The sequence below is a fragment of the Streptomyces sp. NPDC127595 genome (assembly GCF_042671685.1).
Classification (GTDB): domain Bacteria; phylum Actinomycetota; class Actinomycetes; order Streptomycetales; family Streptomycetaceae; genus Streptomyces.
In genome coordinates, this window is sequence record NZ_JBHXWK010000013.1 from 188,635 (window position 1) to 214,883 (window position 26,249).

Genomic DNA, 26,249 nt, shown 5'->3' on the forward strand with positions numbered 1-26,249 from the left:
ATCCCTCAGTTTCGGTCGAGCCCCGCTACGGCCAACCGTACCCGAGCTGCCATTAGTCCAAGTCGATGTGTTCCCCTGGACCGGTGCCCTCGTCGCGAGGATCCGTGTCCCGGGTGGTCCAGCGCCGTTCCTGTGCCTCGACGGCCGACCGGTAGGCCGCGAGCAGCTCGGAGCCGGCGGCGGCGAGGTGGTCGAAGACGTCGGGGTTGCGCTCGATGACGGGTTCGACGGCGGCCTTGGCCTGCTGCACGACCTGGTTGACCACCTGCTGGGCGGCTCCGCCGGCGACCGCGCCGAGGAGCGGCGACTGCAGGCCGGACAGCTTGTCGGCGACGACGTCGACGAGCTTGCGCAGCTCCTCGGCGGCCGAGCCGGGCGGTGTGCCGTACTGCGCGCGGCGCCGGGCCTTCTCCGCCGCGAGATCCTCGGCCACCGCGTGCGCCCAGGCGTCGGCATCGACGTCGGCCGCACGGACTTCGCCAGCCGCTTCCTGAGCGGCGTCGGACGGCGTGCGCTCTTCGCTCATGGCGGTTCTCCTGACTACGTTTCGTCCCTCCGACGTTACCCGAACGGAGGTACGTGGTTCACCGTGTGCGCGGCCACAGTCCGGGGTCCGGCGCGAATCGGATCCTCAGCTCGCCCTCGCGCAGGGCGGCGCCGTCCACGGTGCAGCGCCGCAGGGCCGAGGGCAGCGGCACGATCCGGCGGAACTGTCCGGCGGTGACGACGAGTTCGTCGCCGCGCCGGATCAGGTCCAGCTCGTCGCGTATGGCGCCGGCGAGCGGGATGTGCCAGACGAGGACGCCCTCGTCGGCGAGACGGTCCTCGAGGGGCCACTCGACGGGGGACGGCATCTCGTTGACGACACCGGGTACGGGGAGCGCGGCGAGGTCGTGGGTGCCGCGCGGATCGTGGCCGAGGTGCGGGACCTCGTGGACGTCGTACGTCTCCTGCCACTCGTCGAGGCCCTTGCGCTGCTGGGCGGCGAGGGCGGCGAGCCAGGTGTCGTTCGTGGCACCCGGCAGCACGCGGTTCGCGACCAGGGCGTCGACGCGGAGGCCGCGCAGGGCCAGGGCGGTGCCGGCGGCGCGTACGGCGTCGGCGCCGGCGGGACCCGGCTCGGCGACCAGCCGTACGGTCGTGGCGCGGTCCTCGACGACCGCCTCCACGGCGGCCAGTTCGAGGTCCCAGCGGGCCGCCGTCTCGTACAGCCACTCCGCGGGCATCGGGACACCCGCGAGGCGGCCGAGGACGGGGCGCAGGGCGCGGGCCGCCTGGCGTTCCGCCGGGAGCAGGCGGCGCAGGTAGCGGCGGAGTTCCTCGGGGAGGGAGAGGAGGGCGAGGGCCTGCGGGGCCGGGGGGAGGTCGACGACGAGGAGGTCGTACGTGTCCGAGGTCGCCGCGTCGCGCAGGGCGCGGAGCAGGGCGAGTTCCTCGGCGCCGGGCAGGGGGGTGACTTCCTCGGCGTCCAGGCGGTTGGCGCCGAGGAGGTCGAGGGCGGTGGTGGCGCGGTCCTGGAAGGCGGTGAGGTCGGCGCGGAACCGCTCGGTGGCGTCGGGGCGCCAGGTGGTGAGGTGGTCGCCCGCCTCTGCCGGGGCGGGCCCTGTCCGTACGCCGAGGGCGGCGCCCAGGGTGTCCGTGCGGTCGGCGCTCAGGACGAGGGTGCGGGTGCCGTCGCGGGCGGCCTTCAGCGCGGTGGCCGCGGCGACGGTGGTACGGCCGGAGCCGCCGGGGCCTGTGATCAGGATGGTGCGCATGAGGGTGAACGGTACCTGGGCTGGCGGGGGCGCCTTGGCGGGGCTTCGGTGCAACCCCGTTTGCCTGGCTCCCGGCGTCCGTGCCGACGTGGAGGCGTTTTTCGCCCCCTCCGCCCCTGCCCGTCCCGTACCTGGGTGCTGCCGCCCCCAGACCCCCGCATCGCGCTGAACGCGCTCGTCCTCAAACGCCGGACGGGCTGAGAATGCGGCTACTTGGTCTCCTCCACCCGCTTCTTCAGACCCGCCAGGGCGCGGTCGATGATGACCTTCTCGGCCTTGCGCTTGATCATGCCGAGCATGGGGATCTTGACGTCGACCGTGAGGAGGTAGGTGACCTGGGTGGCGCCGGTGCCGGCGGGCTTGAGGATGTAGGAGCCGTCGAGGGAGCGGAGCATCTGGGACTTGACGAGGGTCCAGGAGACCTCGTGGTCGCCGGTCCAGGTGTAGCCGAGGGTCTGGTCGTCCTTGATGGCGCCGGCGTCCATGACGAGGCGCACCTGCTCCGCGCGGCCCTGGCCGTCCGTGGCGAGTACCTCCGCCTCCTTCACCTCGCCGGTCCAGTCCGGGTAGCGGGCGAAGTCGGCGATGACCGCCATGACATCAGCCGGTGCCGCCTCGATCGTGATGCTCGAACTGGTGTGTTCAGCCATCGCCGTGGCTCCTCCAGATACGGTCCGGTGAGGGAGGGTGGTGCGCACGTGTGTGCAGCGTGAAGGCTACCGCGCACCGGACGGGGTGCCGTCACCCGCACCCGGTCAGGACGAGGGCCCGGCCCCTCACCACTCCAGGGCCCACGGCCGCCCGGAGCCCGCGAAGTGGCCCACGTTCACGCACTCGGTCGCCCCGATCCGCATCCGCCGTGCCAGCGGCTGGTGGACATGGCCGAAGAGCGAGTAGCGCGGCCGGGTACGGCGGATCGCGTCCAGGAGGGCCAGGCTGCCGCGTTCGAAGCGGCGCGCCACCGTGTCGTAGACCAGTTCCGGCACCTCGGGCGGGATGTGGGTGCAGAGCACGTCGACCTCGCCGACGGCCTCGATCTTCGCCGCGTACTCCTCGTCGCTGATCTCGTAGGGCGTGCGCATCGGGGTCGTCAGTCCGCCGCCGACGAAGCCGAAGGTCCGGCCGCCGATCTCCACCCGCTGGCCGTCGAGCACCGTCGTGCCGGGTCCGGCGTATTCCGGCCACAGCAGGGGCATGTCGACATTGCCGTATGTCGCGTACGTCGGTGTCGGGAAAGCGGCGAACAGCTCGGCGTACTGCTTGCGCACCGCCTTCTCGATGGCGCTCGCCCGGCCCGTGCCGATGCCCGCCCACAGCAGGGCCCCGAAGTCGCGCGCCTCCTCGAAACGGCGGGCGGTGCGCAGCTCGACGATGCGGTCCGCGTTCTCGACGCCGAAGAGGTCGGGGAAGATACCGCGCGAGTGGTCGGCGTAGTCGAGGAAGAGCACGAGGTCCCCGAGGCAGATCAGCGCGTCCGCGCCGTCGCCGGCCCTGGCCAGGTCACGGGCGTTGCCGTGCACGTCACTGACCACATGAACCCGTGTCCTGCCGTTACCGCCTGGTGTGAGTGCCATGACGATCAAGCGTAGGCGTGTGCGGCATACGTGAACAGGAGCGGGCCGGACCGGCGGTTACTGGCCAGTCCAGAAAGCTGTGGACTACTGTGCGCCAAGGAATACCAACCTGTGTGACACGGCGAACATCTCGTCCGACCCCCCTGTCGAAGAAGGCGTACCGACGGGTAACGTCCGGGCAGTCCAGTCGTACTCAGGATTTCAACAATGATCTCCCTGGGTGCCTGCCCAAGCCTTGGACCGCACCGTCGCAGCACACAGAGTCGTGGCGTCGGCGCCCAATGAGGAGCAGCAGTCTTGCGCGAGTTCAGCCTTCCGGCTTTGTACGAGGTCCCTGCGGACGGAAATCTGACCGACATCGTCCGTAGAAACGCCGCGCAGCATCCCGATGTCGCCGTCATCGCCCGCAAGGTGGGCGGTACGTGGACGGATGTCACCGCCACCGTCTTCCTCGCCGAGGTACGGGCCGCGGCCAAGGGCCTGATCGCGTCGGGCGTGGAGCCCGGAGACCGGGTCGGCCTGATGTCGCGTACCCGCTACGAGTGGACGCTGCTCGACTTCGCGATCTGGAGCGCGGGCGCGGTCACCGTGCCGGTGTACGAGACCAGCTCGGCGGAGCAGGTGCAGTGGATCCTCAGCGACTCGGGCGCGACCGCCTGTGTCGTCGAGCTGGACTCGCACGCGGCCACCGTCGAGTCGGTGCGCGACCGGCTGCCCGCGCTGAAGCAGGTGTGGCAGATCGAGGGCGGCGGCGTCGAGGAGCTGGGCCGCGCGGGCAAGGACATCACCGACGAGGCGGTAGAGGCGCGCAGCTCGCTCGCCAAGGCGGACGACCCGGCCACCATCGTCTACACGAGCGGGACGACCGGCCGCCCCAAGGGCTGCGTGCTCACCCACCGCAGCTTCTTCGCCGAGTGCGGCAACATCGTGGAGCGACTGCGCCCCCTGTTCCGCACGGGCGAGTGCTCGGTGCTCCTCTTCCTGCCGCTCGCGCACGTCTTCGGGCGCCTGGTCCAGGTCGCGCCGATGATGGCGCCGATCAAGCTGGGCCTCGTTCCCGACATCAAGAACCTCACCGACGAACTGGCCTCGTTCCGGCCGACGTTGATCCTCGGTGTGCCGCGCGTCTTCGAGAAGGTCTACAACTCGGCGCGCGCCAAGGCGCAGGCGGACGGCAAGGGCAAGATCTTCGACAAGGCGGCGGACACGGCGATCGCGTACAGCCGCGCGCTGGACACCCCCTCGGGCCCGTCCCTCGCCCTGAAGATCAAGTACCGGACCTTCGACAAGCTCGTCTACAGCAAGCTGCGGGCGGTGCTCGGCGGCAAGGGCGAGTTCGCCATCTCCGGCGGCGCCCCGCTCGGCGAGCGCCTCGGGCACTTCTTCCGCGGTATCGGCTTCACGGTTCTTGAGGGCTACGGCCTGACCGAGTCCTGTGCGGCCACCGCCTTCAACCCGTGGGACCGCCAGAAGATCGGCACGGTCGGCCAGCCGCTGCCCGGCTCGGTGGTGCGGATCGCGGACGACGGCGAGGTGCTGCTGCACGGCGAGCACCTGTTCAAGGAGTACTGGAACAACGAGGCGGCGACCGCGGAGGCCCTTGCCGACGGCTGGTTCCACACCGGTGACATCGGCACCCTCGACGAGGACGGCTATCTCCGGATCACCGGCCGCAAGAAGGAGATCATCGTCACCGCGGGCGGCAAGAACGTCGCCCCGGCCGTGATCGAGGACCGCATCCGGGCGCATGCGCTGGTCGCGGAGTGCATGGTGGTCGGCGACGGGCGCCCGTTCGTCGGCGCGCTCATCACCATCGACGACGAGTTCCTGGGCCGCTGGGCCGCCGAGCACGGCAAGCCGGCCGGCTCCACCGCGGCGTCGCTGCGCGAGGACGCGGATCTGCTCGCCGCGATCCAGAGCGCCATCGACGACGGCAACGCGGCGGTGTCGAAGGCGGAGTCGGTACGGAAGTTCCGGATCCTCGACTCCCAGTTCACCGAGGAGTCGGGGCATCTCACGCCGTCGCTCAAGCTCAAGCGGAACGTGGTGGCGAAGGATTACGCCGACGAGATCGAGAAGATCTACCGGGGCTGACGCGCCAGGGACGAACTCCCGCCGTAGGGGCGGAGGTTCGATGACGACCCACGGGCCGTGCATGGCTGGTCGCGCAGTTCCCCGCGCCCCTTCAGGGCGCCTCCGCAGAAGCGCGCCTTCAGGGGCGCGGGGAACTGCGCGAGCAACCCACAACCACCCGCGGGCGCCGGAAGCCGGCAAGGGGCACCCCCACCGGCGCTAAAGCAACTCCCGCAACCGCCCCGCCAGCAGATCCCACCGCCACCTCTCCTCGACCCACTCCCGCCCCCGCTCCCCCATCCGGCGGCGCAGCTCGGCGTCGCCGAGGAGGGCGGTGACACGGTCGGCGGTCTCCTCGGGCGAGCCCCCGCGGACGACCCACCCCGTCTCGCCGTCGAGTACGGCGTCAGGCGCGCCCCCGGAGTCCCCCGCGACAACGGGCAGCCCGGTCGCGGACGCCTCCAGATACACGATGCCGAGCCCCTCGACGTCGAGCCCGCCGCGCCGCGTACGGCAGGGCATCGCGAAGACGTCTCCCGCGCCGTAGTGCGCCGGCAGCTCCGACCAGGGCACCGCTCCGGTGAAGCGGACCGAGTCGGTGACACCGGTCTCGTGCGCGAGTCTCCGGAGCTCCTTCTCGTAGGGCCCGCCCCCGACGATCAGCAGCACCGTCTCCGGCTCCTCGGCCAGGATGCGCGGCAGCGCGAGGATGAGAGTGTCCTGGCCCTTGCGCGGGACGAGCCGCGAGACGCAGACGACGACCGGGCGGTCGGTGAGCCCGAGCCGGGCGCGGACCTCGGCGCCGCCGGAGCCCGGGTGGAAGGTCTTCTCGTCGACGCCGGGCGGCAGTTGGACCATCCGCGCGGCCGCCTCGGGGGTCAGCGCGCCGGCGATCCGGGAGCGGGTGTACTCCCCGAGATAGGTGAGGGTGTCCGTGGATTCGCCGATCCGGCGCAACAGCCCACGTGCGGCGGGCAGTTGGGCCCACCCGGCCTCGTGCCCGTGGGTGGTCGCCACCAGCCGCCGCGCGCCCGCCCTGCGCAGCGCGGGCGCCATCAGGCCGAGCGGGGCCGCCGCCCCGAACCACACCGACGTACAGCCGTGTTCGCGCAGCAGCCCGACCGCGCGCCGGGTGGCGGCGGGAGTGGGCAGCAGCATCGTCGTGCGGTCCCGTACGACGGTGAAGGGCTGCTCGGCATCGAAGGCGGCGGTCGCCTCGGCACCCTCGCGGCCCCGCTTCCAGGTGGAGGCGTAGACGACGAGTTGCTCGGGGTCCAGGCGCAGCGCCATGTTGTGCAGGAAGGCCTGGATGCCGCCGGGCCTGGGCGGGAAGTCGTTCGTCACGATCAGGGTCTTGTGCATCGCGTTCGACACTATCGAACCTATACTCACAGCTCCGTACGGCCGCGCTTGATGGCTCCGGCACAGCATCGCGCGCCATCATGACCCCGCCGAAACACATCCGCGGAGCATCGTCGGCTCACGCGCGATCCGGACGAACGAGGGCCAGGTACGCATGACGGGCGCAAAGGGGGCGAGGTTCCCGTACGCGATGACGGGAATCTGGGGCCTGACCAGGCTGCTACTGCTGCTCTTCGTCTTCAGGTTCCTCGTCTTCCCGGGCCCGGACGTCACCAGCGATGTCTCCGTGATCTACCAGGGCTGGTACGAGGTCCTGCGCACCGGCACCTTCCCGCTGGACGACGTCACCTGGCAGTACCCGCCGGCCGCCGCCCTGCCGATCCTCTCCCCCGGCCTGCTGCCCTTCCTCGACTACGCGTCGGCCTTCTTCCTGCTGGCCTTCGCCGCCGACGTGGTGGTGTTCTGGCTCCTCCAGTACGCGGGCCAGCGCTCCGGCAGGTCGCTGCGCGGCGCCTGGGTGTGGGTGGTGGGCGTACCGCTGCTCGGGCCGACCGTGTACGCGCGCTACGACGTCATGGTGACGGCCGTCGCGGTGGCGGCGCTGCTCGCCGGGGCGCGTCATCCGCGGGTGATGGGGGCGCTGGTGGGCTTCGGGGCGATGCTGAAGGTGTGGCCGGTGCTGCTGCTCGTCGGGGCCGTCAGGCGCCGTGCGTGGGCCGCGGCGGCGGTCTCCGCGGCGGGGATCGCGGTGCTGTTCGCGGTGTCGATGCCCGGCGCCTTCGCCTTCCTGACCTTCCAGCGCGACCGCGGCACCGAGGTGGAGTCGCTCGGGTCCCTCGTCTTCCATGTGGCCCGGCAGTACGGCTGGGACGGCCAGGTGCTGCTCAACTACGGTTCCGTGGAGTTCCTCGGCCCGGGTGTCGACCTGGTGAGCACACTGGCTCTGGTACTCACGGCGGTCGCCTTCGGCTGGCTGCTGCTGTGGCGGCTGTGCGCCAAGCGGTTCCTCACCCACACGCTCGCCGACGCCGCGTTCGTGGCGGTGCTGATGTTCACCACCACGAGCCGGGTGATCAGCCCGCAGTACATGGTGTGGCTGGTCGGCCTCGCGGCCGTCTGTCTGTGCTTCCGCGCCAGCCGGATGACCGTGCCGGTCGGCCTGGTGCTGATCGCGTCGTTCGTGACGGTCCTGGAGTTCCCGATCTGGTTCTCGCACGTCGTGGTCAGCGACGGTCTCGGCGTCACCCTCCTCTTCGTCCGCAACGGCCTGCTGGTGATCGCCGCCGTGACCGCCGCGGTCGCCCTGTGGCGCGACACGGTCTCCCAGCCGACCCCGGCCCTCCCCACTCAGGCGACCCGCACCAAGGAGAGCCAGCCCTCCAGCTGACGGCACTCACCGCACGGCAGCAGCCTCAGCCCAGCTGCGCCCGCACATACTCCCGCCACTGCTCCGTGAACTTCTCCGGCGTCGTGTGCAGCACGTCCCGTAGCGCGTCCTCGACCGCTCCCGCCCGTTTGTCGTGCTCGCCGACGGCCCGGTAGAAGTCGTCGAGGCGGGCCTCGCCCCAGCGGTCGGCGATCAGCCGGCAGGCCAGCCAGCCGCCCTCGTACGCCTGCGCCAGCTTCGCCGCGTCCCCGGTGAAACCGAAGTCCGCGTCGTCCGGCAGCGCGGCCGGCACCTGCCCGTCCGCGACGGCCCGCTCCAGCTCCGGGGCGATCTGCGCGGCGGTGCGCCCGCTGCCGAGGTAGCCGACCCAGTCGGCGTAGCCCTCGGAGAGCCACAGCGGTGTGGCGGCCGTGGTGTGCGTGCGGGTGGCGACATGGGTGGTCTCGTGGGTGAGGACGACCTGCTTGCCGAGGTCGCCGAGGATGCCGTACGCGTCGGGGTTGACGATGATCCGGTCCGCGGGCGCCTTCGCCGAGGCCCCCGCCTCGCCGGTGGTGACCGCCGCGATGCCCTGGTAGCCGGACGCCGGAGCGCCCAGCAGCCCCGCCATGCCCTCCAGGGACCGCGGTACGAGCACGACGACGTGCCCCGACCAGTCGGTGCCCCACGCCTTGGACACGGCGGGCACGGCGCGGTCCGCGAGATCCGCGTAGGAGCGCAGCCGGTCCGCCGACTGACCGACCCCCATCACGAGGCTGTGTTCGCCCCGTATGGCCGTCACCGCGCCCTGCTCCCACAACTGCTCGCTCGCGTCCTCGGCGGGCTTGTCGGAGGCCACGTGCCACTTGCCGTCGGTGCGGGTCAGGCTCAGGGTGCGGGCGGCCGTCACGGGTGCCTTGTCGTAGCCCTCGACGCGGTAGCTCAGCTCGGCGTCGGCCGTGGCCCGGTCGCCGGAGCGGTGGAAGCCGGTCACGCGGTACGACCAGGCCGCCAGCGGCACCTCGCGGAGATTCCCGAACTCGGTGAGAGGGGTGCCCGGTTGCTCGGTTGCCCGGTACGCCGGCTCGTCCCGGTCCAGGACAGCCGCCGCCCGCCGGTCGAGGACCCGCTGCACGTCGGCCGCCGCGGCGTCCGGGACGGCGGTGCCGCCGCAGCCGACCAGCACGGCGAGCAGCAGCACCAGGGAGAGCCCCGCTCGCGACGCGCGCCTTCGACCAGCCACGTTCCCGATCGTACGGTGACTTCGCGCGGGGTCAGACCCTGGTGACCGACGAGACCGGCATCATGCCCACGGGGTCGTAGCGGACGGGCGCACCCGGGTAGGGCGCGTGGATCACCTGGCCGTTGCCCACGTACATCCCGATGTGGCTGGCGTCGTCGCGGTAGGCGATCAGGTCACCGGGCTGCGCCTGGGCGAGCGGCACCTGCCGTCCGGCGTACCGCTGGGCCTGCGAGGTGCGCGGCAGACCGACCCCGGCCTGTCCGTACGACCACTGCATGAGGCCCGAACAGTCGAAGCCGCCGGGCCCGTTGGAGCCCCACACGTACGGGCGGCCGAGTGCGGAGCGGGCCGCTGCGACGGCCGCGGCCGCGCGCCCCGACGCGGGGGCCGAGCCCGCGAAGTCGGGCATGTCGGAGCGTCCGGAGCGGGAGGCCCGGTCATAGGCGGCCCGCACGGAGTCGGGCAGCGCGTTGAGCAACTGCCGTGCCTTGGTCAGCTTCTGCTCGACGGTGCGCTTGTGCTCGGCGACGGCCTTGCGGCTCTTCTCCAGCTCGGCGAGCTTGCCGGTGGCCTCCTCGCGGTGCTGGGCGAGGTCGCGCATGGCGGACTGGAGCTCCTTGAGCTCACCGGCCTGGTGGGTGTTGATCCGGTCGAGGACGGCGGCCTTGTCGAGGTAGTCGTCCGGGTCGTCGGAGAACAGCAGCGCGAGGGAGGGGTCGACACCGCCCGAGCGGTACTGGGCCCCGGCGAGCGAACCGAGCGCGTCGCGCATGGTGTTGATCCGCTCCTGCTGCCGGGCGATCTCGTCCTGGGCCTCGCTCACCTCCTCGCGCAGCGAGTCGGCGCGCTCGTCGGCCTTGTTGTACGCCTCGGTGGCCTTCTCGGCCTGCTCGAACAGGCGGTCCACCTCGGCCCGGGTGTCGTCCTGCGGCGCTGCGGCGGCCGGTACGGCACCGAGGGCCGCGGCGGCGGCGGACATCACGCAGACGGCGAAACCGGCTGCGCCGGCGCCCCGGTCGAAGCCGGACGCTGCAAAGCGGCGATGGGACCCCACGAGTAGCCGCTCTCCCTTCCGCTGACGCTCCCCCGGAGTTGGAGGAAACGCGGCAGACAGTAGCCGTGCGACTACGCGCCGGCCAAAGACCCCGGCGGGCACACAACGTGACACCCCGCCGGAGACGCAGGTCACCGACGGGGTGTGGGGTCAGCAGGAGTTACCGCGATTCGCCCGTTCGGGCGGCGTGGCGACAGCCTTCAGGGAGCGCGCGCGTCAGATCCGGACGCCGAACTGGAAGGGCATGTTGTTGATCGACTCGTAGCGCACGACCGCACCGGGCTTCGGAGCGTGCAGCACCTGGCCATTGCCCGCGTAGAAGCCGACATGGTGGAAGTCGCTGTAGAAGATGACCAGGTCGCCGACCTGCAGATCGCTCTGCGAGTAGATCCGGGTGCCCGCGCTGGCCTGCGCCTCCGCTGTGCGGGGTATGGACACACCGGCCTGGGCGAAGGCCCAGGAGGTCAGACCCGAGCAGTCGAACGAGGAGGGGCCGGAGGCGCCGTAGACGTACGGCGAGCCGAGCACGGACTGCGCGGCGGCGTACGCGGAGCCGGCGCGGCCGGAGGCGACACCGGAGCCGCTGAGGGCGGCGTTCTGGGCGGCGGTGCTGGCCTGCGCCTCCTTCGCGTCGAGGGCTGCCTGCTCCGCGGCCGTGAGGCTGTTGAGGAGCGTGTTGGCCTCGGCGAGCTTGGCCTGGACTTCCTTCTTGTTCTTGGCGAGCTCGGTGCGGGTGGCGGCGAGGTCCTTGAGCTTCTCGGAGGCTTCCGAACGCTGCTGGGCGAGCGCGCGCTGCTTCTCCTGGACCTCCTTCAGCGTCTCGACCTGCTGATTGCTCAGCTGGTCCATCGTGGACGCCTTGTCGAGGTAGTCGTCCGGGTCCGCCGAGAGGAAGAGCTGCACGGAGGGGTCGATGGCGCCGGTGCGGTACTGGGCGGTGGCCATCGAACCGAGGCCGTCGCGCAGGTCGTTGAGCTCCTGCTGGCCGCGGGCCACGTTGTCCTGAAGGGTGTCGATCTCCTTCTGGAGCTTGTCCTGCTTCTCCGTGGCACCGTTGAGCTTCTCGGTGGCCTGCTCGGCCTCGTCCTGGAGCTTGTCGACCTGGGACTTGACGTCGTCCACACTCGGCTTCTCGCTCGGCGCGGCGTTGGCGGCATTCGCGCTGAGGACGACGGCTGCGGCCGCGGCGGTGGTGAGCACGGTCACACGGGCGCGGCTCGGCTGCTTGGGTCGACGGTGGGACGCCACGAAGGCGAGCTCCTTCTTCCTTCAGCCGCCTGCCGATCACTCCGACGGGCGGGCCCCCTCCACCGTCACTCCCAATGAGTGATCACCCGAGCAGAGGTTCGAGGCCTGACCCTAGTGACCTACTTGTGATCAGTTCAAATCCTGACAGGAAAAATCTCGGTCACTGAGCGTTTCTTTGCCGACAACTCACAAGCAGTAATGCGCACTTGACACTACGTTGCGTGAAGGTCGCACCAATTCGGGCATCAAGCCCAGACGTTACGCATGGCACTTAGGTTGCCTATAGGGCGTACGTGGCATCGGGCCAGGACAGGTCCTAGCCGCGCGAGAAGCGCTTGAGGAGCACCACCGAAGCCACCGGCCGCGCACCCGCCTTGGCGATCCCGTCGGCCACCTCACGGTCGGTGGAGACGACGATGACCGGCCGCCCCGGCGGCTCGGCGCGCACCAGCTGGCGGATCAACTCGTCAGCCGTGACACCGGGCTTGGAGAACAGCACCCGCACCCCGCGCGGCGGCGCGAGCAGCACGGGCGCGGCCAGCTCGGCCCCGTCGAAGACACACGTCACCTCGGCCCCGGTCTGTGCGGCGAGCTGCGAGAGCTGCCCGAGCAGCCTGAGCCGCTGCTTCTCCAGCGGCATCTGCGGATAGCCGGTCTTGGTGACGTTGTAGCCGTCGACCACCAGATGGGCCTGCGGCAGCGCGAGGAGCTGGTCGAGGATCGCCGGGTCGTTTTCGGAAAGCGCCCGGGCCGCGATGTCCTTCGGCGTCATCCGTCCCGGTTCGACCGCGTCGACCGTCTCGGCGGGCCGCACGGACACGGGCGGCAGCGCGAGCTCCCGCCGCAGCCCCTGCGTGGCCTCGAGAACGGTGTCGAGCAGCAGTCGTACGCGCATGTCCTCGACACTGCGGCCCTCGCGTGTCGCTCTCCGCGTCGCCTCCAGGGCCGCCTCGGCCTCCCCGAGCCGTGCCTTGAGCCGCCGGGTCTCGCTCTCGGCGGCGGACACCTGGGCCTGCGCCTCCGCCCGCCCGGTGTCCGTCTCGGCCTGCAGCTTGCGTACGGCCGCCTCGCCGCGCTTGACGTCACTGAGCGCCCCGCGCAGCTTGCGGTGAAGCGATTCGGCTTCCTTCTTCGCCGACTCCAGTTCCGTACGCAGCCGTTCCGTCTCCGTCTTCGTCTGGCCCCGGGCCTCCGCCAGCTCGTGCCGCAGCCGCTCCAGTTCGGCGCGGCTCTCCTCGTCGGCGCGCTCGGCGTCCGCCCGCAGGGCCTCCTCGCCCGCGGCGGCCACCAGCTTCACCCAGCCCGTGGGGCGCAGCACATAGGCCGCGGCCGCCACGTCCAGCGGATCCGCGGCCGGGGGCGGCGCGCCCGAGTCGAGTGCGCCGGTCAGCTCCGACTGCGCCTCTCTCAGCTTCTCGGCGATGCGCTGTCTGAAGAGGGGGTCCGTCTCCAGCGCGGCCGCCATCGCGTTACCGGCGAACTTGGCCCGCCGGTTGGGGGCGAACCGCGCGAACTGCCGCAACTGGCTGGGCAGTTCGCCGATGGTCAGCCCGCCGAAGCCGTCGGAGACGATCTGCACGACCCGCCGGCGCACACCGTCGGGCAGCGGACGGTCGAGCACCTCGGCGGTGCCGTCGTCCGGCTCCCCGCCTGTGGTCTCCACCATCCGTCACCTCATTACCTGTGCGGGGCCCGCTCCCTCAGGAGCCGGCGCCCGGCCTGTCCACGAGTTCCACCTGATCCAACGCGTTGCACCAGCGGCACCGCACCGACTCGATGGTCTCACTGACCACCTCGCGCTCCTCGACCTTGGGTTCCCCGGCGAGGTCGAGATGCACATACTCGACGACCTTCGACGAGCGGGTCACGTCGAAACGCGTGAGGTTGCCGCAGAGCGTGCAGCGCCACCGGGTCTCGGCAGTCGGGAGGGGAACCGTCATGTGGTGTCGTTTCCTTCTGGTGTCCGTACCGCGCCAGTCTCCCTGGCGTGTATGGCTCGTAACCCTAAGGCCTGGCGGGTACTCGACGCTCGGCCGTCCACTGCGGCGAGGCACTCTGCGCGTATACGCCCCGTTACGCCATGCTCTGCTCCATGATCGGCAACTGGAGTACGACGCTCGGCAGGGCGGTGCGGAGTCAGCCGGCACCGGTGACGTACGGGCTGATCGTGCTGACCTGCCTGATCTTCGTGATCGGCCCGGCGTCCGGCCTCAATCCGGTGTACGGCACCGGGGACGAGCTGCTGGCGGCCCAGCGGGCCTACTTCCGGCGCTGGGGCGTGGTGCCCGCGGAACTCCTCACCGGGGACCCGCGTGCGGCGCTCACGCCCGCCACGGCCCTGTTCATCCACGGCGGCTGGCTCCACCTCCTGGGCAACATGCTTTTTTTCTACGTCTTCGGGGTGATGACCGAGGAACGGATGGGCCGCGTCGAGTTCGCCCTCTTCTATCTGGGCTGCGGCTGTCTCGCCCTGCTGGGCTACGCGATCGCCAACGCGGAGTCCCAGCAGACCCTGGTCGGCGCCTCCGGGGCGATCTCCGCGGTGCTCGGCGCGTTCCTTTTCCTGTTCCCCAAGGCCCGGGTGACCAGTCTTTTCCCGTTCCTCTTCTTCCTGCCGCTGCGCTTCCCGGCCTGGGTGGTACTGCCCTTCTGGGTGACCCTGCAGTGGCTGGCGGCGGGCCGCGCCGCCGCCGGCCCCGGGGTCGCCTATCTGGCCCACCTGGTGGGCTTCTCCCTCGGCTTCGGCTACGCGTGGGTGCGTTTCGGCCGGACGACTAGAGTGAAAGCCCCAGCCGCGGCCCCCGAGGGAGAAAACCAGCCGTGATCACCGCGATCGTGCTCATCAAGACCAGCGTGGACCGGATCCCCGAGATCGCGGAGTCGATCGCCGCCCTCGACAGCGTCAGCGAGGTCTTCTCGGTCACCGGTACGTACGACCTGATCGCGATGGTCCGCGTGAAGGCCCACGACGACCTGGCGGACGTCATCCCGGGCAAGATCAGCAAGATCCCGGGCGTCGAGGGCACCGACACCCACGTCGCGTTCCGCACGTACTCCCAGCACGACCTGGAGGCGGCGTTCGCGATCGGGCTGGACGGCTGAGAGACGGTCCCGGTCAGCCGCTGATGTCCACGGCGGCGATTCCGGCTCCCGAGGGAACGTAGAGCCGCTTGCCGCTGAGCACGGGGCTGTGCTGGTCCTCGCCGGTGGAGTCGCCGAGGGCCTCGCTCCACACCGGCTTGCCGTCCATGCCCAGGGCACACAGGACGAGCCCGCTTCGCACATAGATGCGATCCCCGGTCGCCACGGGGCTCGGCAGCCAGTCGCCGCCTATCTCGTACGTCCATGCCGTGCTGCCGTCGACCGCCCTGATGGCGTCGATGGTGCCCTGCCCCGTGGTGATCGCGAGCGACCGGTTCCCGGCGACCATCGGTCCGCTGTTCTCCGCCCGGGCATCCCACAGCAGTTCACCGTCGAGGCTGAACGCGTGCCGGTTCGCGCCTCCGTCCGACACCGCGACGAGGGTGTCGCCGACCAGGGCGGGCGGGCCGACGTCTCCGCCCGTCGAGACCTCCCAGAGCCTGCTGCCGTCCTCGGCGTCCAGGGCCACCAGGGCGTCGCCGAAGGTGCCCGCGTAGATCACACCGCCCGCCACGAGCGGCGTTCCGGTCGGACCGGCAGGGGTCGACGCACTCCACAGCACGGTGCCGTCGGCCGCGTAGCAGCGGAACCCTCCTTCATCGGTGCCGCCGGTGGCGACCAGCACGCCGCGGCCTGCGAGAACCGGCGGGTCGTAGCCGTTGTCGCCGACGTCCTTCGTCCACCGGAGCTTGCCCGACGCGTCCACCGCGCACAGCCGGCGTCGCGCCCTCTCCTGGTCCCAGACGACACAGAAGATCCCGTCCGAGGTGACGACGGACGTCGACACCTCCTCGCCGAGCGCGAGCTCCCAGCGCCGGCCGCCCGCACGGGACAGGGCGTGCAGCTTGCCGTTCGCGTCCCCGAGGTAGACGACCTCGCCGTCCGGCGACACCGCGACGCAGGGTCCGTACAGACCGCCGAGCCCGGCGGCGTCGTACTGCCAGGCGAGAGCGGCGGGAGTCTCCGCACCCACTGCGGTTGCGGTCGCGGTGGGCTTTGAGGTTCCGGCCCCCCGCGTTCCACTCCCCCGCTGCCACACCCACCACCCGGCTCCCCCGGTGGCGGCGACCACCGCGCCGCCCGCCGCAGCCGTCAGCAACCCGCGCCGCGAAGGCCGTTCGGGTGCCGGTGAGCTGTCCGGCGCCGAAACGCCCGTGACCGTCGCCGGGGCGATGTACTCGACGCGGCTCTCGCCCTCGCCCGACTCGCGCTCCGGAAGCCACCGTTCGTCGCCCGCGACCGTCGCCGGTGCGGAGGTGAGCCACCCCGGCCGCAGAGCCGCCCGCAGGGAGGCCGCCGAGTGTCCGGCGGCCTCGACCACTTCCTCGGGGGTGGGCCGGGCCCCGGGCTCCTCCCGCAGACAGGCCTCTACGAGCGGGAGCACGCGCGCCGGAACTCCGGAGAGATCGAAGTCCCGGGTTACGATGCGCAGCAGGATGACCGAGTCCTGGCCCTCCCCGAAGGGCTCGCGGCCGCTCGACGCGTAGGCGAGCACAGCGCCCAGCGCGAAGACGTCACTCGGCGGCCCGACCTCGGAACCGTTGCGTATCTGCTCGGGCGAGACGTATCCGACCGAGCCGACCATGGTGCCGGTGCGGGTCATCGCCGTCGCCTCCAGCGCCCGTACGATCCCGAAGTCGATGACCCGCGGACCGTCCGGCGCCAGCAGGATGTTGGACGGCTTGAGGTCACGGTGCACCATGCCCTTGGCGTGGATCGCGGCGAGGGCCTCGCCCAGTGCGGCCGCGAAGGTGAGCACCGCGTCCTCGTCCAGCGGCCCGCCGTCGAGCACCGCGTCGCGCAGGTTCGGCCCCTCGACGAACTCCGTTGCCATCCAAGGCCGTTCGCCCTCGGGGTCGGCGTCGACCACGCGCGCGGTGTACGTCCCCGTACCGCCGACGGTCTGCGCGGCCCGCACCTCCTGGCGGAACCGGGCGCGGAAAGTACGGTCCTCCGCGTGCTCGGCCCGCACCACCTTCACGGCCAGCCGGAGCCCGGCCCGCGACTCGGCGAGATAGACCTCGCCCATGCCGCCCGCACCGAGCCGCCCGAGCACCTCGTACGGACCGATCCGCCGTGGATCCGTCTCCCGCAGCGCCTGCACTCCCCGTGACTCCCCTGTTCGCCGTACGGCCGCCGAAGGGAGCGTATACGCCGTGCTCCTGTCAGGCGATCACACGGCGGGAACGCAACGCCCGTCCTGTGTGCGGTAGTTCCACTTCGCGCCGTCCCGGACGAGCTCCTTGACGGCGCGCACGAAACGCTCGACGTGCTCGTCCGGGGTGCCCGCGCCGAAGCTGACACGGATGGCGTTGAGGGACTTCTCGCCGGGCGCGGCCTCGGGAGCGCCGCACTCGCCCTGGGTCTCCGGGTCGCTGCCGAGCAGGGTCCTGACCAGCGGGTGGGCACAGAACAGACCGTCGCGCACCCCGATGCCGTACTCGGCGGACAGCGCGGCCGCGAAGTGCGAGCTGTTCCAGCCCTCCACGACGAAGGAGATGACGCCGACGCGCGGGGCGTCGTCGCCGAAGAGCGAGAGGACCCTGACCTCGGGCACCTCGGCGAGACCCGCGCGGACCGTGTCGATCAGCCGCTGCTCACGGGCGACGAGGGTGTCGAAGCCCGCCTCGGTGAGCGCCTTGCAGGCGGAGGCGATCGAGTAGACGCCGATCACGTTCGGCGAACCGGCCTCGTGCCGGGCGGCGCTCTCGTGCCACTCCACGTCCACGCCGCCGTCCGTACGCCGCGACACCTTGCGGCTGGCCCCACCGCCCGCCAGGTACGGCTCGGCCTCGCGCAGCCAGTCGGAGCGGCCGGCGAGGACACCGGAGCCGAAGGGGGCGTACAGCTTGTGCCCGGAGAAGGCGACCCAGTCGACGTCGAGGTCGCGCACCGACACCGGGTGGTGCGGGGCGAGCTGCGCGGCGTCGAGGACGATGCGAGCACCGTGCGCGTGCGCGGCCGCGGCCAGCTCACGCACCGGCCACAGCTCACCGGTGACGTTCGAGGCGCCCGTGACACAGACGAGGGCCGGGCCCTGGGGGTCGCGGTCACCGAGCGCGCGCTCCAGGGTCGCGACGGCCTCCCCCGGCGTACGCGGGGCGTTCAGGTACGTCACCCGCGCGTCCCGCCAGGGCAGCAGCGAGGCGTGGTGCTCGGTCTCGAAGACGAAGACCTGGCAGTCGGCCGGCAGGGCGGCGGCGAGCAGGTTGAGCGAGTCGGTGGTCGACCGGGTGAAGACGACCTGGTCGTCGTCACGGCAGTCCAGGAACTCGGCGACGGTGGTGCGGGAGTTCTCGAAGAGGTCGGTGGAGAGCTGGGACAGGTACCCGGCGCCACGGTGCACGCTGCCGTAGTACGGGGCGTACGCGGCCACGTCGTCCCACACGCGCTGGAGGGCCGGAGCGCTGGCGGCGTAGTCGAGGGCGGCGTACGTGACCTCGCCACCGGTGACGAGCGGGACGGTGACATCCCGGCCCAGAACGGGCAGCTGGGTACAAACAGCCTGGTCGGCGGCAACGGTGGAGACAGACATGGCGAACTCCTGTGAGACTCAGGGAAATCACCGCGCGAGCCGGTCCATGGAGGTGGCGCTCAGCGCGGCAAAGGGTGAAAGGGACAGGCGGAAGAGGGGCTCTGCGCCCTATCGCATTCGCTTGCTCACAGAAGGCTCCCTCGAATGACCAGGACCCCTGGGCCTTTACCACTCAGAAGAGGGAGGGGTCCGCGCTTGCCGCAGACCTCGCTGCCTACGGCCTGGTCTTCACCCGGGGCACCCCGCCACGGACGGAGGGTTGCCGGACAGTCGGCCGGGGCCTCATGACTGTCACTCATGACCTGCCGAAAAAACTAACCGAACTGATCGCGACGGCGCAACCCGTGTCCGGATCCCGGAACGCGAAACGGGCCGGAACACGAAAGAGGCCGGACGGAAGGCGGAAAGGGCCGGACCACTTCGGCCCAGCCCTATCGAGCCGGCCCGGCCCCCCTTCGAACCGCCTCGCAGGCTACGCGTTGGTCGCCGCCACCCACCGCTCCAGCGTCCGCTTCGCCGCCCCCGAGTCGACGGCCTCCGCCGCCTCCGCCATCCCCGCGCGGATCTGCTCCGCGAGCGACCCGTCACCCGGCGACAGAGCCACCAGCGCCGCCGCCGAGTTCAGCAGTACGGCGTCCCGCACCGGCCCCGTCTCTCCGTCGAGGAGCCGCCGGGCCACGTCGGCGTTGTACGTGGAGTCCGCGCCCCGCAATGCCTCGATCGGGACCAGGTCGATACCGACGTCCCTCGGGTCGAAGGTCTCCTCGGTGACCTTTCCGTCCCGTACGACCCACACCCGGGACGTGGAGGTGATGGTCAGCTCATCGAGCCCGTCGTCGCCGCGGAAGACCAGCGAGGAGTTGCCGCGCTCGGCGAAGACTCCCGCCACGATGGGCGCCATGCGGGGGTCCGCGACACCGACCGCCTGCGCCTTCACCCGTGCCGGGTTCGTCAGCGGGCCGAGCGCGTTGAAGACCGTACGGATGCCCAACTGCCCACGTGCGGCGCCCACATGACGTAGCGCCGGGTGGAACTTCACCGCGAAGCAGAAGGTGATGCCGGCCTCCTCGGCCACCTCGGCCACCCGCTTGGTCGTCAGCTGCAGATTGACCCCGAGCTTCTCCAGGACGTCGGACGCGCCGGAGGCCGAGGAAGCGGCCCGGTTGCCGTGCTTGACGACCTTCGCGCCCGTCCCGGCGATGACGATCGCCGACATGGTGGAGATGTTGACGGTCTTGGCCCCGTCGCCGCCCGTACCGACGATGTCGACGGTCTTCCCCGGCACCTCGATCACATTGGCGTGCTCGTACATCATCCGTACCAGCCCGGTGATCTCCTCGACGGTCTCTCCCTTGGCCCGCAGCGCCACCGCGAACCCGGCGATCTGCGCGTCGGTCGCCTCACCGCGCATCATCAGGTTCATCGCCCAGGCGGTGTCGTCCGCACTCAGGTCACGGCCGTCGAGCAGACCGTTCAGCAACCTGGGCCAGGAACGGTCCGCCGCGGTGTCGCCTCCAGCGGGGTTCACAGCGCTCATGGTCGCTCCTGGGGTTCTCAGAGAGGTACGCGGGTGGGCTCGCCCCCATACGCAGGGGGCGAGTCCACCCTATCCAGCCCTGGAGACGGCAAAGAGCCCCGTCCATGCAATGGACGGGGCTCCAGCCGTGGCGATCAGCGAGGATCGTAGGGGTGATCAGTGGTGGCCGTGGCCGCTCGTGATCTCCTTGTACTCCTCGACGGTGGGCTTGGGGATCTGGTTGTCCTCCCCGTAGTAGCCCTTGCTGAGCTTGGCACGCAGCTTCTGCGAGCCCTTCACCTTGCGCTCGACACCGTTCTCGTCGACCGGCGCGCCGATCTCGGCAGGCTGGTACTGCTCGTGCGCGGTGAGCGTGTGCAGAGCCTCCTGGCTGAGCGGCTCGTGGATCTCGACGAACTCACCGTGCGGCAGGCGCTTGATGATGCCCGACTCGCGGCCGTGCAGCACCTTGTCCCGGTCCCGGCGCTGAAGGCCGAGGCAGATCCGCTTGGTGGCGATGAACGCGAGGACCGGCGCCACGAAGAAGGCGATGCGCACGAACCAGGTGATCGAGTTGATCGACAGGTGGAAGTGCGTGGCCCACAGGTCGTTTCCACCACCGATCAGCAGGACCATGTACCAGGTGATCCACGCGACACCGAAGGCCGTACGGGTCGGGACGTTGCGCGGGCGGTCCAGGATGTGGTGCTCGCGCTTGTCGCCGGTGACCCAGGACTCGATGAACGGATAGACCGCGATCGCGACCAGGACCATCGGGAAGATCATCAGCGGGATGAACACACCCAGGACGAGCGTGTGACCCCAGAGGTTGATCTCCCAGCCCGGCATGAACCGGATCAGGCCCTCGGAGAAGCCCATGTACCAGTCGGGCTGGGCGCCGGTCGACACCTGGTCCGGGCGGTAGGGGCCCATGGTCCAGATCGGGTTGATCGAGGCGAGGCCCGCGATGGCCGTGATGACACCGAAGACCAGGAAGAAGAAGCCTCCGGCCTTGGCCGTGTAGACCGGAAGGAGCGGCATGCCGACGACGTTGTCGTTCGTCTTTCCGGGGCCCGCGAACTGCGTGTGCTTGTGGTAGAAGACCAGGATCAGGTGGCCGACCACCAGGCCGAGCATGATGCCCGGCAGCAGCAGGACGTGGATCGAGTAGAAGCGGGCCACGAAGTCGCCGCCCGGGAACTCGCCGCCGAAGAGGAAGAACGAGAGGTACGTGCCCACGATCGGCACGGACAGGACCGCGCCCTCCATGAAGCGGACACCGGTGCCGGAGAGCAGGTCGTCCGGGAGCGAGTAGCCGGTGAAGCCGGTGAACATGCCCAGGACGAACAGCAGGAAACCGAAGATCCAGTTGACCTCACGGGGCTTGCGGAACGCACCCGTGAAGAACACGCGCATCATGTGCACGAACATGCCGGCGAGGAAGATCAGCGCCGCCCAGTGGTGGATCTGCCGGATCAGCAGACCACCGCGCACATCGAAGGAGATGTGCATGGTCGAGTTGAACGCCTCGGACATCAGCTGGCCCTGCAGCGGGACGTAGCTGCCGTGGTACTCCACCTCGTTCATCGACGGGTGGAAGAACAGCGTCAGATACACACCCGTGAGGATGATGATGATGAAGCTGTAGAGGCAGACCTCGCCCAGCATGAAGGACCAGTGGTCCGGGAAGATCTTGCGCATGTTGGCCTTGGCCAGGCCATAGATGCCCAGTCGGCCGTCGGCCCAGTCGGCGACCCGCTCACCGGCGGGTGCCTTCTTCCGCGAGTTCGCCTCGCCCGGGTCGGAGGTCTTCGCAGCAGTGGTACTCATCCGCGCTCCCAGAAAGCAGGACCGACGGGCTCTTCGAAGTCGCCGAGCGCCTCGAGGTAGCCCTCAGCGTTCACACCGATGCGCAACTGCGGCAGGGCGTGACCGGCCGGGCCGAAGATCACTCGGGCACCGTCGGCGAGGTCGAAGGTGGACTGGTGGCACGGGCAGAGGACGTGGTGCGTCTGCTGCTCGTACAGGGAGATCGGACAGCCGACGTGGGTGCAGATCTTCGAGTAGGCCACGATGCCCTCGTGGGACCACTCGAGTTCCCGCTTGTCCTTGATGTTGTCCGGCTGGAGCCGGACGATCATCAGCGCCGCCTTGGCGATCTGGGTCTGGAAGTCCTCGTCGTGCTCCTCCAGGCCCTCGGGCTTGGCGAAGGTGAGCGAGCCGACCACGACGTCCGAAGGACGCAGCGGCTCGTTCGTGTTCATGTTGACGAGTTGCAGACCCTTGCGCCACATCGTGTGGCGGAGGCTGGTCCCTGGCAGCGGGCCGAGGTCGCGCAGCAGCATGACACCGGAGAGCGGCACCAGGGCCAGCGCGCCGAACATCGTGTTGCGGATCAGCTTGCGCCGGCCGAGCGCGGATTCCTTCGCGCCCTGCTTGAAGTCGGCCAGCACCTGGGCCTTGACCTCGGGCGGAGCCTCGATCGGGTGACGCTCGGCAGGGATCTCCACGTCGGACATCAGGGTGCGGGCCCAGTGGACCGCGCCCGCGCCGATGGAGAACAGTGCGACGCCGAGGGTCATGCCGAGCGCGAAGTTGAGCGCGCTGACGTGTCCGATCGGGAAGATGTAGACGCCCTTGTCGACCGGGATCGCCACGTACGAGGCGATGAAACCGACCGTGGCCAGCATCGACAGGGTGAACAGGAAGGCGACCACACGCTCTGAGCGCTTGGCTGCCCGCTCGTCGATGTCCTGGACGCGGTGCTCATGGGGCGGCAGCCCCGGGTTGGCGAACGGGTTCTGCTCGTTCGCCACCGACACGGCACCGTGTCCATGGTCGTCGGTGGCCCGCTCGGCGGGCAGGTTCTCTTCTGGAGATTGTTGGCTACTCATCACTTCTTGGCCTTTGCGGTCCGAGCGGCGACCCAGACGGCGACAGCGATCAGGGCTCCGAGTCCGAAGATCCAGGCGAACAGGCCCTCGCTGACCGGCCCGAGGCCGCCCAGACTGAGGCCGCCCGGCTCCACGGTGTCGTCACCGTTGACCGCGTCGAGGTACGCGATGATGTCCTTCTTGTTCTGCTCCGACATGATCGTGTCGGGGAACGAAGGCATGTTCTGCGGGCCGGTCTGCATGGCCTCGTAGATGTGCTTCGGGGAAACACCTTCCAGGTCCGGTGCGAACTTGCCCTCGGACAGCGCACCGCCCTTGCCGGTGAAGTTGTGGCACTGCGCGCAGTTGGTACGGAAGAGTTCGCCACCCTTGGCGATGTCCGCACCCTCGGGGCTGACCTGGTTCTTGGTCGGCACGGAGGGACCGGCGCCCAGCGAGGCGATGTACGCCGCGAGCTGGTCGATCTCGGCCTGCGAGTAGATGACCTTCTTCTTCGGGATCTGCGCGCCCGGCTGCTGGGCCGGCATACGACCGGTGCCGACCTGGAAGTCGACGGCGGCTGCGCCCACGCCCACCAGGCTCGGACCGTCGGAGCTGCCCTGACCGCCGGTGCCGTGGCAGCTTGCGCAGCCCACGGCGTAGAGCTTCTTGCCCTCGTCGATGGCAAGAGACTGGGCGGTTTCGTCGGCCTGCGCCTGGCTCGCGGGTGCGAACGCGGCGTACAGCCCCCCGGTGGCCGCCAGCGCGAGGAGTAGTACGACGACCGCCGCCAGCGGATGGCGTCGTCGTGCGGAGAGCTTTTTCACGGATTACCCCGGTGTCAGGATCTTCTGCGTCGGTGCTTCTGGATGTTTCGGGCGGTTCGCCCGATTACTTGATCAGGTAGATCGTGGCGAAAAGGCCGATCCAGACGACATCGACGAAGTGCCAGTAGTAGGACACGACGATGGCTGCGGTCGCCTGCTCATGAGTGAACTTCCTGGCCGCGTAGGTGCGGCCGAGGACGAACAGGAAGGCGATCAGACCTCCTGTCACGTGCAGGCCGTGGAAGCCGGTGGTCAGGTAGAACACCGAGCCGTACGGGTCGGAGGAGAGCGAGAGCCCGTCCTTCTTGACCAGCTCGGTGTACTCGAAGATCTGACCGCCGATGAAGATCGCACCCATGATGAAGGTGACGATGAACCACATCCGGAGCTTCTTCACGTCACCGCGCTCGGCGGCGAACACGCCGAGCTGGCAGGTGAGTGAGGAGAGCACCAGGATCGTGGTGTTCGTCGCTGAGAACGGGATGTTCAGCGACTCGGCCATTTCCTTCCAGTGATCCTGCCCGGTCACCGATCGCAGGGTGAAGTACATCGCGAAGAGGGCCGCGAAGAACATCAGCTCGGAACTCAGCCAGATGATGGTTCCGACGCTGGTGAGGTTCGGCCGATTGACCGACGGGTGCGCGTGCCCGGTTTCTACTGTCGTTGCTGTCGCCACGACCGACATTATGTCGGTCGCTTATCCCGCCCTCACCCCGGGGGGTGCCGTTCGGAGTGTTGATGGGGTGTGTCCAGCCCAAATGGCCCATCGAAGCCCTGTCCGAACCGGTGTTGACGAGGTGTTCGGAGGAGTAGCATCCGCGCAGCGGACCCAGTCCGTCCCGCCTGAAGGACGCCGACGTCTCGGAGGAAGAATGCAGCCGACCGCCACGGTGCTGGTCTACAGCGACGACTCCAACACCCGGGAGCAGGTGCGGCTCGCGACGGGCCGCAGGCCGGCCACCGATGTCCCCCTGGTCGAGTTCCTCGAGTGCGCGACACCCGCCGCCGTCCTGAAGGAGCTGGACAAGGGCGGGATCGACGTCTGCGTCCTTGACGGCGAGGCCGTGCCGATGGGCGGAATGGGTGTCTGCCGCCAGATCAAGGACGAGATCTTCAACTGCCCGCCCGTCCTTGTGCTGATCGGGCGGCCCCAGGACGCCTGGCTGGCCACCTGGAGCCGTGCGGACGCCGCGGTGACCTTGCCGGTCGAACCGGTGGAGTTCGCCGCCGAGCTGGCCGCGCTGCTGCGTCGTAAGGCCCTTGCGGGCGCCTAGCAAGCCCAGGAGCTCGGGCGGCCACGCAGCCAGTCGACCGCGGGCCGCGTACGGCACAGCCGCTCGCCCCGACGTCACACGGACTCGGGGCGCAGCCTGGCCCGGTCCTGCAGGGTCGGCCCCTCCGGGGATCCGCCCACCAGGGCGCTTCCCTGGCGCCACTTCTTCCAGTCGACGTTCCAGTCGCCGAAGCCGTTGCCGAAGGGGTCCATGTCCTCGCCGTACGAGTTGATGACCTTGACGATGTCGCCCTCGCGGACGGTTTCGTAGAACCACGCGGCGTTGTTCGTGCTCATTCCGGTGCACCCGTGGCTGACGTTGGCGTATCCCTGGGAACCGGTCGACCAGGGCGCGGCGTGCACGTACTCGCCGCTCCAGGTGACGCGCGTCGCGTAGTACACGGGCAGGTCGTAGGAGTCCGAGGTGCCCTCGGCGATGCCGATGCTGGTACCGCGCATCCGTACGAAGTACTCCTTGCCCAGTACGACCTTGACGCCGTTTCGGGTCTCGAAGCCGGGCTTGCCGGTGGTGACGGGGATCTCGTTGATCGCCTCGTCGTTCCGGTAGACCGTCATGGAGTGCGCGGAGGCGTCCGTGACGGCGACGAGGCGGTCGCCGATGGTGAGCTTGAGGGGCTTCGCCTCGCCGCCCCAGAGACGCTCGGCGATCTTGATGCCACCGATGTTGCTGTGCGCCTGGATGGTGGCGTGGGTGGGCCAGTACTCCTTGGGGCGGTAGTGCAGGTTCTTGTCGTCCACCCAGTGCCAGGCGCCTTCCACGGCGGGCTTGGAGTCGACCTTGAGGGCGCGCTCGACGACCGCGCGGGCGGCCTTGTCCTTGACGGGGACACTGAGTTCGGCCGTGACGGGCTGGCCGACGCCGTACTTGCCGGCCTCGGGCCCGAAGGTGACGTTCAGCCGCTTCTTCGTCGTGGGGGTGCTCGTGTCGAAGGCGACGACCTTGCGGCCGGGGGCACCGTCCTCGTCCTCGGTGCTCACGCGCACGGTGTAGCGGGCGCCGGCGGCCAGCGGTGAGGTGCTGTGCCAGCGGGCGCCGTCGGCGGAGAGTTCGCCCGCGACGTACCGGCCGGACGCGTCCGTGGCCGTCACGTCGGTGATCCGCCCGTCGTCACCGTCGGCGGTGATCTCCAGGGGCTTGTCGGGGTCGACCTTGCGGCTCTCGCCGTCGGGGCCGTGGAAGGTGATCTGACCCGCCGCGTCATACGGCTTGGCCGAGAGCGGGTGGCCGTCGGAGCCGCAGGCGGTGACGCCCGCGCCGAGGGCGACCAGCAGCGTGGTGCAGCTGGCTACCGTGCGGAATCGCGGTGAGTGGTTCATGAGCTCACGCTATGAACGACCGTCAAGTACGGCGCGCCGAGTGACCCGAGCGAGGGACACAAGACGTGG

23 protein-coding genes and 1 riboswitch are annotated in these 26,249 nt (G+C 70.1%); of the genes, 5 read left to right on the forward strand and 18 right to left on the reverse strand.

What is annotated here, in order from left to right; genetic code table 11:
* Positions 1-52 precede the first annotated feature (52 nt).
* The 4 genes from ACFVKT_RS33605 to ACFVKT_RS33620 form a co-directional block, all read right to left on the reverse strand.
* The gene (locus ACFVKT_RS33605) at positions 53-526 is read right to left on the reverse strand and encodes a DUF5304 domain-containing protein (protein WP_385738613.1); all 474 of its coding nucleotides are present in this window, start codon (positions 524-526) and stop codon (positions 53-55) included.
* A 58-nt stretch (positions 527-584) separates the two neighbouring features.
* Positions 585-1,757 (reverse strand): ArsA family ATPase, encoded by a 1,173-nt coding sequence (locus ACFVKT_RS33610; RefSeq protein ID WP_385738615.1) that lies wholly within the window; start codon positions 1,755-1,757, stop codon positions 585-587.
* Positions 1,758-1,966: 209 nt separating this feature from the next.
* Positions 1,967-2,407, reverse strand: a complete 441-nt coding sequence (locus ACFVKT_RS33615) for an SRPBCC family protein (RefSeq protein WP_365427415.1) — start codon at positions 2,405-2,407, stop codon at positions 1,967-1,969.
* Positions 2,408-2,533: 126 nt separating this feature from the next.
* The gene (locus ACFVKT_RS33620) at positions 2,534-3,331 is read right to left on the reverse strand and encodes a metallophosphoesterase (RefSeq protein ID WP_385738617.1); all 798 of its coding nucleotides are present in this window, start codon (positions 3,329-3,331) and stop codon (positions 2,534-2,536) included.
* A gap of 297 nt (positions 3,332-3,628) precedes the next feature.
* On the opposite strand from ACFVKT_RS33620, the gene ACFVKT_RS33625 reads away from it, so the two are divergent.
* Entirely contained in the window at positions 3,629-5,425 is a 1,797-nt protein-coding gene (locus ACFVKT_RS33625) for an AMP-dependent synthetase/ligase (RefSeq protein ID WP_385738619.1), read from the forward strand.
* Between the two features lie 198 nt (positions 5,426-5,623).
* Here ACFVKT_RS33625 and ACFVKT_RS33630 read toward each other — a convergent pair whose 3' ends face one another.
* Positions 5,624-6,766 (reverse strand): glycosyltransferase family 4 protein, encoded by a 1,143-nt coding sequence (locus ACFVKT_RS33630; protein WP_385738621.1) that lies wholly within the window; start codon positions 6,764-6,766, stop codon positions 5,624-5,626.
* Between the two features lie 190 nt (positions 6,767-6,956).
* Here ACFVKT_RS33630 and ACFVKT_RS33635 point away from each other — a divergent pair, with 190 nt between their 5' ends.
* Positions 6,957-8,153: a glycosyltransferase 87 family protein gene (locus ACFVKT_RS33635; protein WP_385738623.1), complete on the forward strand. Its 1,197-nt coding sequence runs from the start codon at positions 6,957-6,959 to the stop codon at positions 8,151-8,153.
* Between the two features lie 25 nt (positions 8,154-8,178).
* Here ACFVKT_RS33635 and ACFVKT_RS33640 read toward each other — a convergent pair whose 3' ends face one another.
* From ACFVKT_RS33640 to ACFVKT_RS33660, 5 genes are all read right to left on the reverse strand, one after another.
* Positions 8,179-9,375 (reverse strand): hypothetical protein, encoded by a 1,197-nt coding sequence (locus ACFVKT_RS33640; protein ID WP_385738625.1) that lies wholly within the window; start codon positions 9,373-9,375, stop codon positions 8,179-8,181.
* A 31-nt stretch (positions 9,376-9,406) separates the two neighbouring features.
* Positions 9,407-10,429, reverse strand: coding sequence for an NlpC/P60 family protein (locus ACFVKT_RS33645; protein ID WP_385738627.1), 1,023 nt, complete (start codon positions 10,427-10,429; stop codon positions 9,407-9,409).
* Positions 10,430-10,645: 216 nt separating this feature from the next.
* Complete coding sequence (locus ACFVKT_RS33650) at positions 10,646-11,677, reverse strand: NlpC/P60 family protein (protein ID WP_385738629.1); 1,032 nt, start codon at positions 11,675-11,677, stop codon at positions 10,646-10,648.
* Positions 11,678-11,993: 316 nt separating this feature from the next.
* A complete protein-coding gene (locus tag ACFVKT_RS33655; RefSeq protein ID WP_385738631.1) occupies positions 11,994-13,343 on the reverse strand; it encodes an NYN domain-containing protein in 1,350 nt (449 codons plus the stop codon).
* A 34-nt stretch (positions 13,344-13,377) separates the two neighbouring features.
* Entirely contained in the window at positions 13,378-13,617 is a 240-nt protein-coding gene (locus ACFVKT_RS33660) for a hypothetical protein (RefSeq protein WP_266465096.1), read from the reverse strand.
* Positions 13,618-13,769: 152 nt separating this feature from the next.
* Here ACFVKT_RS33660 and ACFVKT_RS33665 point away from each other — a divergent pair, with 152 nt between their 5' ends.
* Positions 13,770-14,501 (forward strand): rhomboid family intramembrane serine protease, encoded by a 732-nt coding sequence (locus tag ACFVKT_RS33665; RefSeq protein WP_385738633.1) that lies wholly within the window; start codon positions 13,770-13,772, stop codon positions 14,499-14,501.
* Entirely contained in the window at positions 14,498-14,779 is a 282-nt protein-coding gene (locus ACFVKT_RS33670) for an Lrp/AsnC family transcriptional regulator (protein WP_266465093.1), read from the forward strand. The genes ACFVKT_RS33665 and ACFVKT_RS33670 overlap by 4 nt, the downstream gene beginning before the upstream one ends.
* Before the next feature lie 13 nt (positions 14,780-14,792).
* On the opposite strand, the gene ACFVKT_RS33675 is transcribed toward ACFVKT_RS33670, so the two are convergent.
* The 7 genes from ACFVKT_RS33675 to ACFVKT_RS33705 all read right to left on the reverse strand — a co-directional run bounded on the left by ACFVKT_RS33675 (position 14,793) and on the right by ACFVKT_RS33705 (position 24,254).
* Positions 14,793-16,922, reverse strand: a complete 2,130-nt coding sequence (locus ACFVKT_RS33675) for a PQQ-binding-like beta-propeller repeat protein (protein ID WP_385738636.1) — start codon at positions 16,920-16,922, stop codon at positions 14,793-14,795.
* Between the two features lie 69 nt (positions 16,923-16,991).
* Positions 16,992-18,353, reverse strand: a complete 1,362-nt coding sequence (locus ACFVKT_RS33680) for an aminotransferase class V-fold PLP-dependent enzyme (RefSeq protein ID WP_385738638.1) — start codon at positions 18,351-18,353, stop codon at positions 16,992-16,994.
* A 186-nt stretch (positions 18,354-18,539) separates the two neighbouring features.
* A riboswitch (SAM riboswitch) is annotated at positions 18,540-18,656 on the reverse strand.
* A 169-nt stretch (positions 18,657-18,825) separates the two neighbouring features.
* Positions 18,826-19,890 (reverse strand): anthranilate phosphoribosyltransferase, encoded by a 1,065-nt coding sequence (gene trpD, locus ACFVKT_RS33685; protein ID WP_385738640.1) that lies wholly within the window; start codon positions 19,888-19,890, stop codon positions 18,826-18,828.
* Positions 19,891-20,046: 156 nt separating this feature from the next.
* The gene (locus tag ACFVKT_RS33690; protein WP_385738642.1) at positions 20,047-21,699 is read right to left on the reverse strand and encodes a cytochrome bc complex cytochrome b subunit; all 1,653 of its coding nucleotides are present in this window, start codon (positions 21,697-21,699) and stop codon (positions 20,047-20,049) included.
* Positions 21,696-22,763 (reverse strand): Rieske 2Fe-2S domain-containing protein, encoded by a 1,068-nt coding sequence (locus ACFVKT_RS33695; protein WP_385738644.1) that lies wholly within the window; start codon positions 22,761-22,763, stop codon positions 21,696-21,698. The genes ACFVKT_RS33690 and ACFVKT_RS33695 overlap by 4 nt, the downstream gene beginning before the upstream one ends.
* Positions 22,763-23,569: a c-type cytochrome gene (locus tag ACFVKT_RS33700; protein WP_385738646.1), complete on the reverse strand. Its 807-nt coding sequence runs from the start codon at positions 23,567-23,569 to the stop codon at positions 22,763-22,765. The genes ACFVKT_RS33695 and ACFVKT_RS33700 overlap by 1 nt, the downstream gene beginning before the upstream one ends.
* Positions 23,570-23,633: 64 nt before the next feature.
* Positions 23,634-24,254 (reverse strand): heme-copper oxidase subunit III, encoded by a 621-nt coding sequence (locus ACFVKT_RS33705; RefSeq protein ID WP_385738648.1) that lies wholly within the window; start codon positions 24,252-24,254, stop codon positions 23,634-23,636.
* A 187-nt stretch (positions 24,255-24,441) separates the two neighbouring features.
* Here ACFVKT_RS33705 and ACFVKT_RS33710 point away from each other — a divergent pair, with 187 nt between their 5' ends.
* On the forward strand, positions 24,442-24,843 hold the full coding sequence (locus ACFVKT_RS33710) for a hypothetical protein (RefSeq protein ID WP_385738650.1): 402 nt from the start codon (positions 24,442-24,444) through the stop codon (positions 24,841-24,843).
* Between the two features lie 74 nt (positions 24,844-24,917).
* Here ACFVKT_RS33710 and ACFVKT_RS33715 read toward each other — a convergent pair whose 3' ends face one another.
* Entirely contained in the window at positions 24,918-26,180 is a 1,263-nt protein-coding gene (locus ACFVKT_RS33715; protein ID WP_385738651.1) for an Ig-like domain-containing protein, read from the reverse strand.
* Positions 26,181-26,249: the final 69 nt, after the last annotated feature.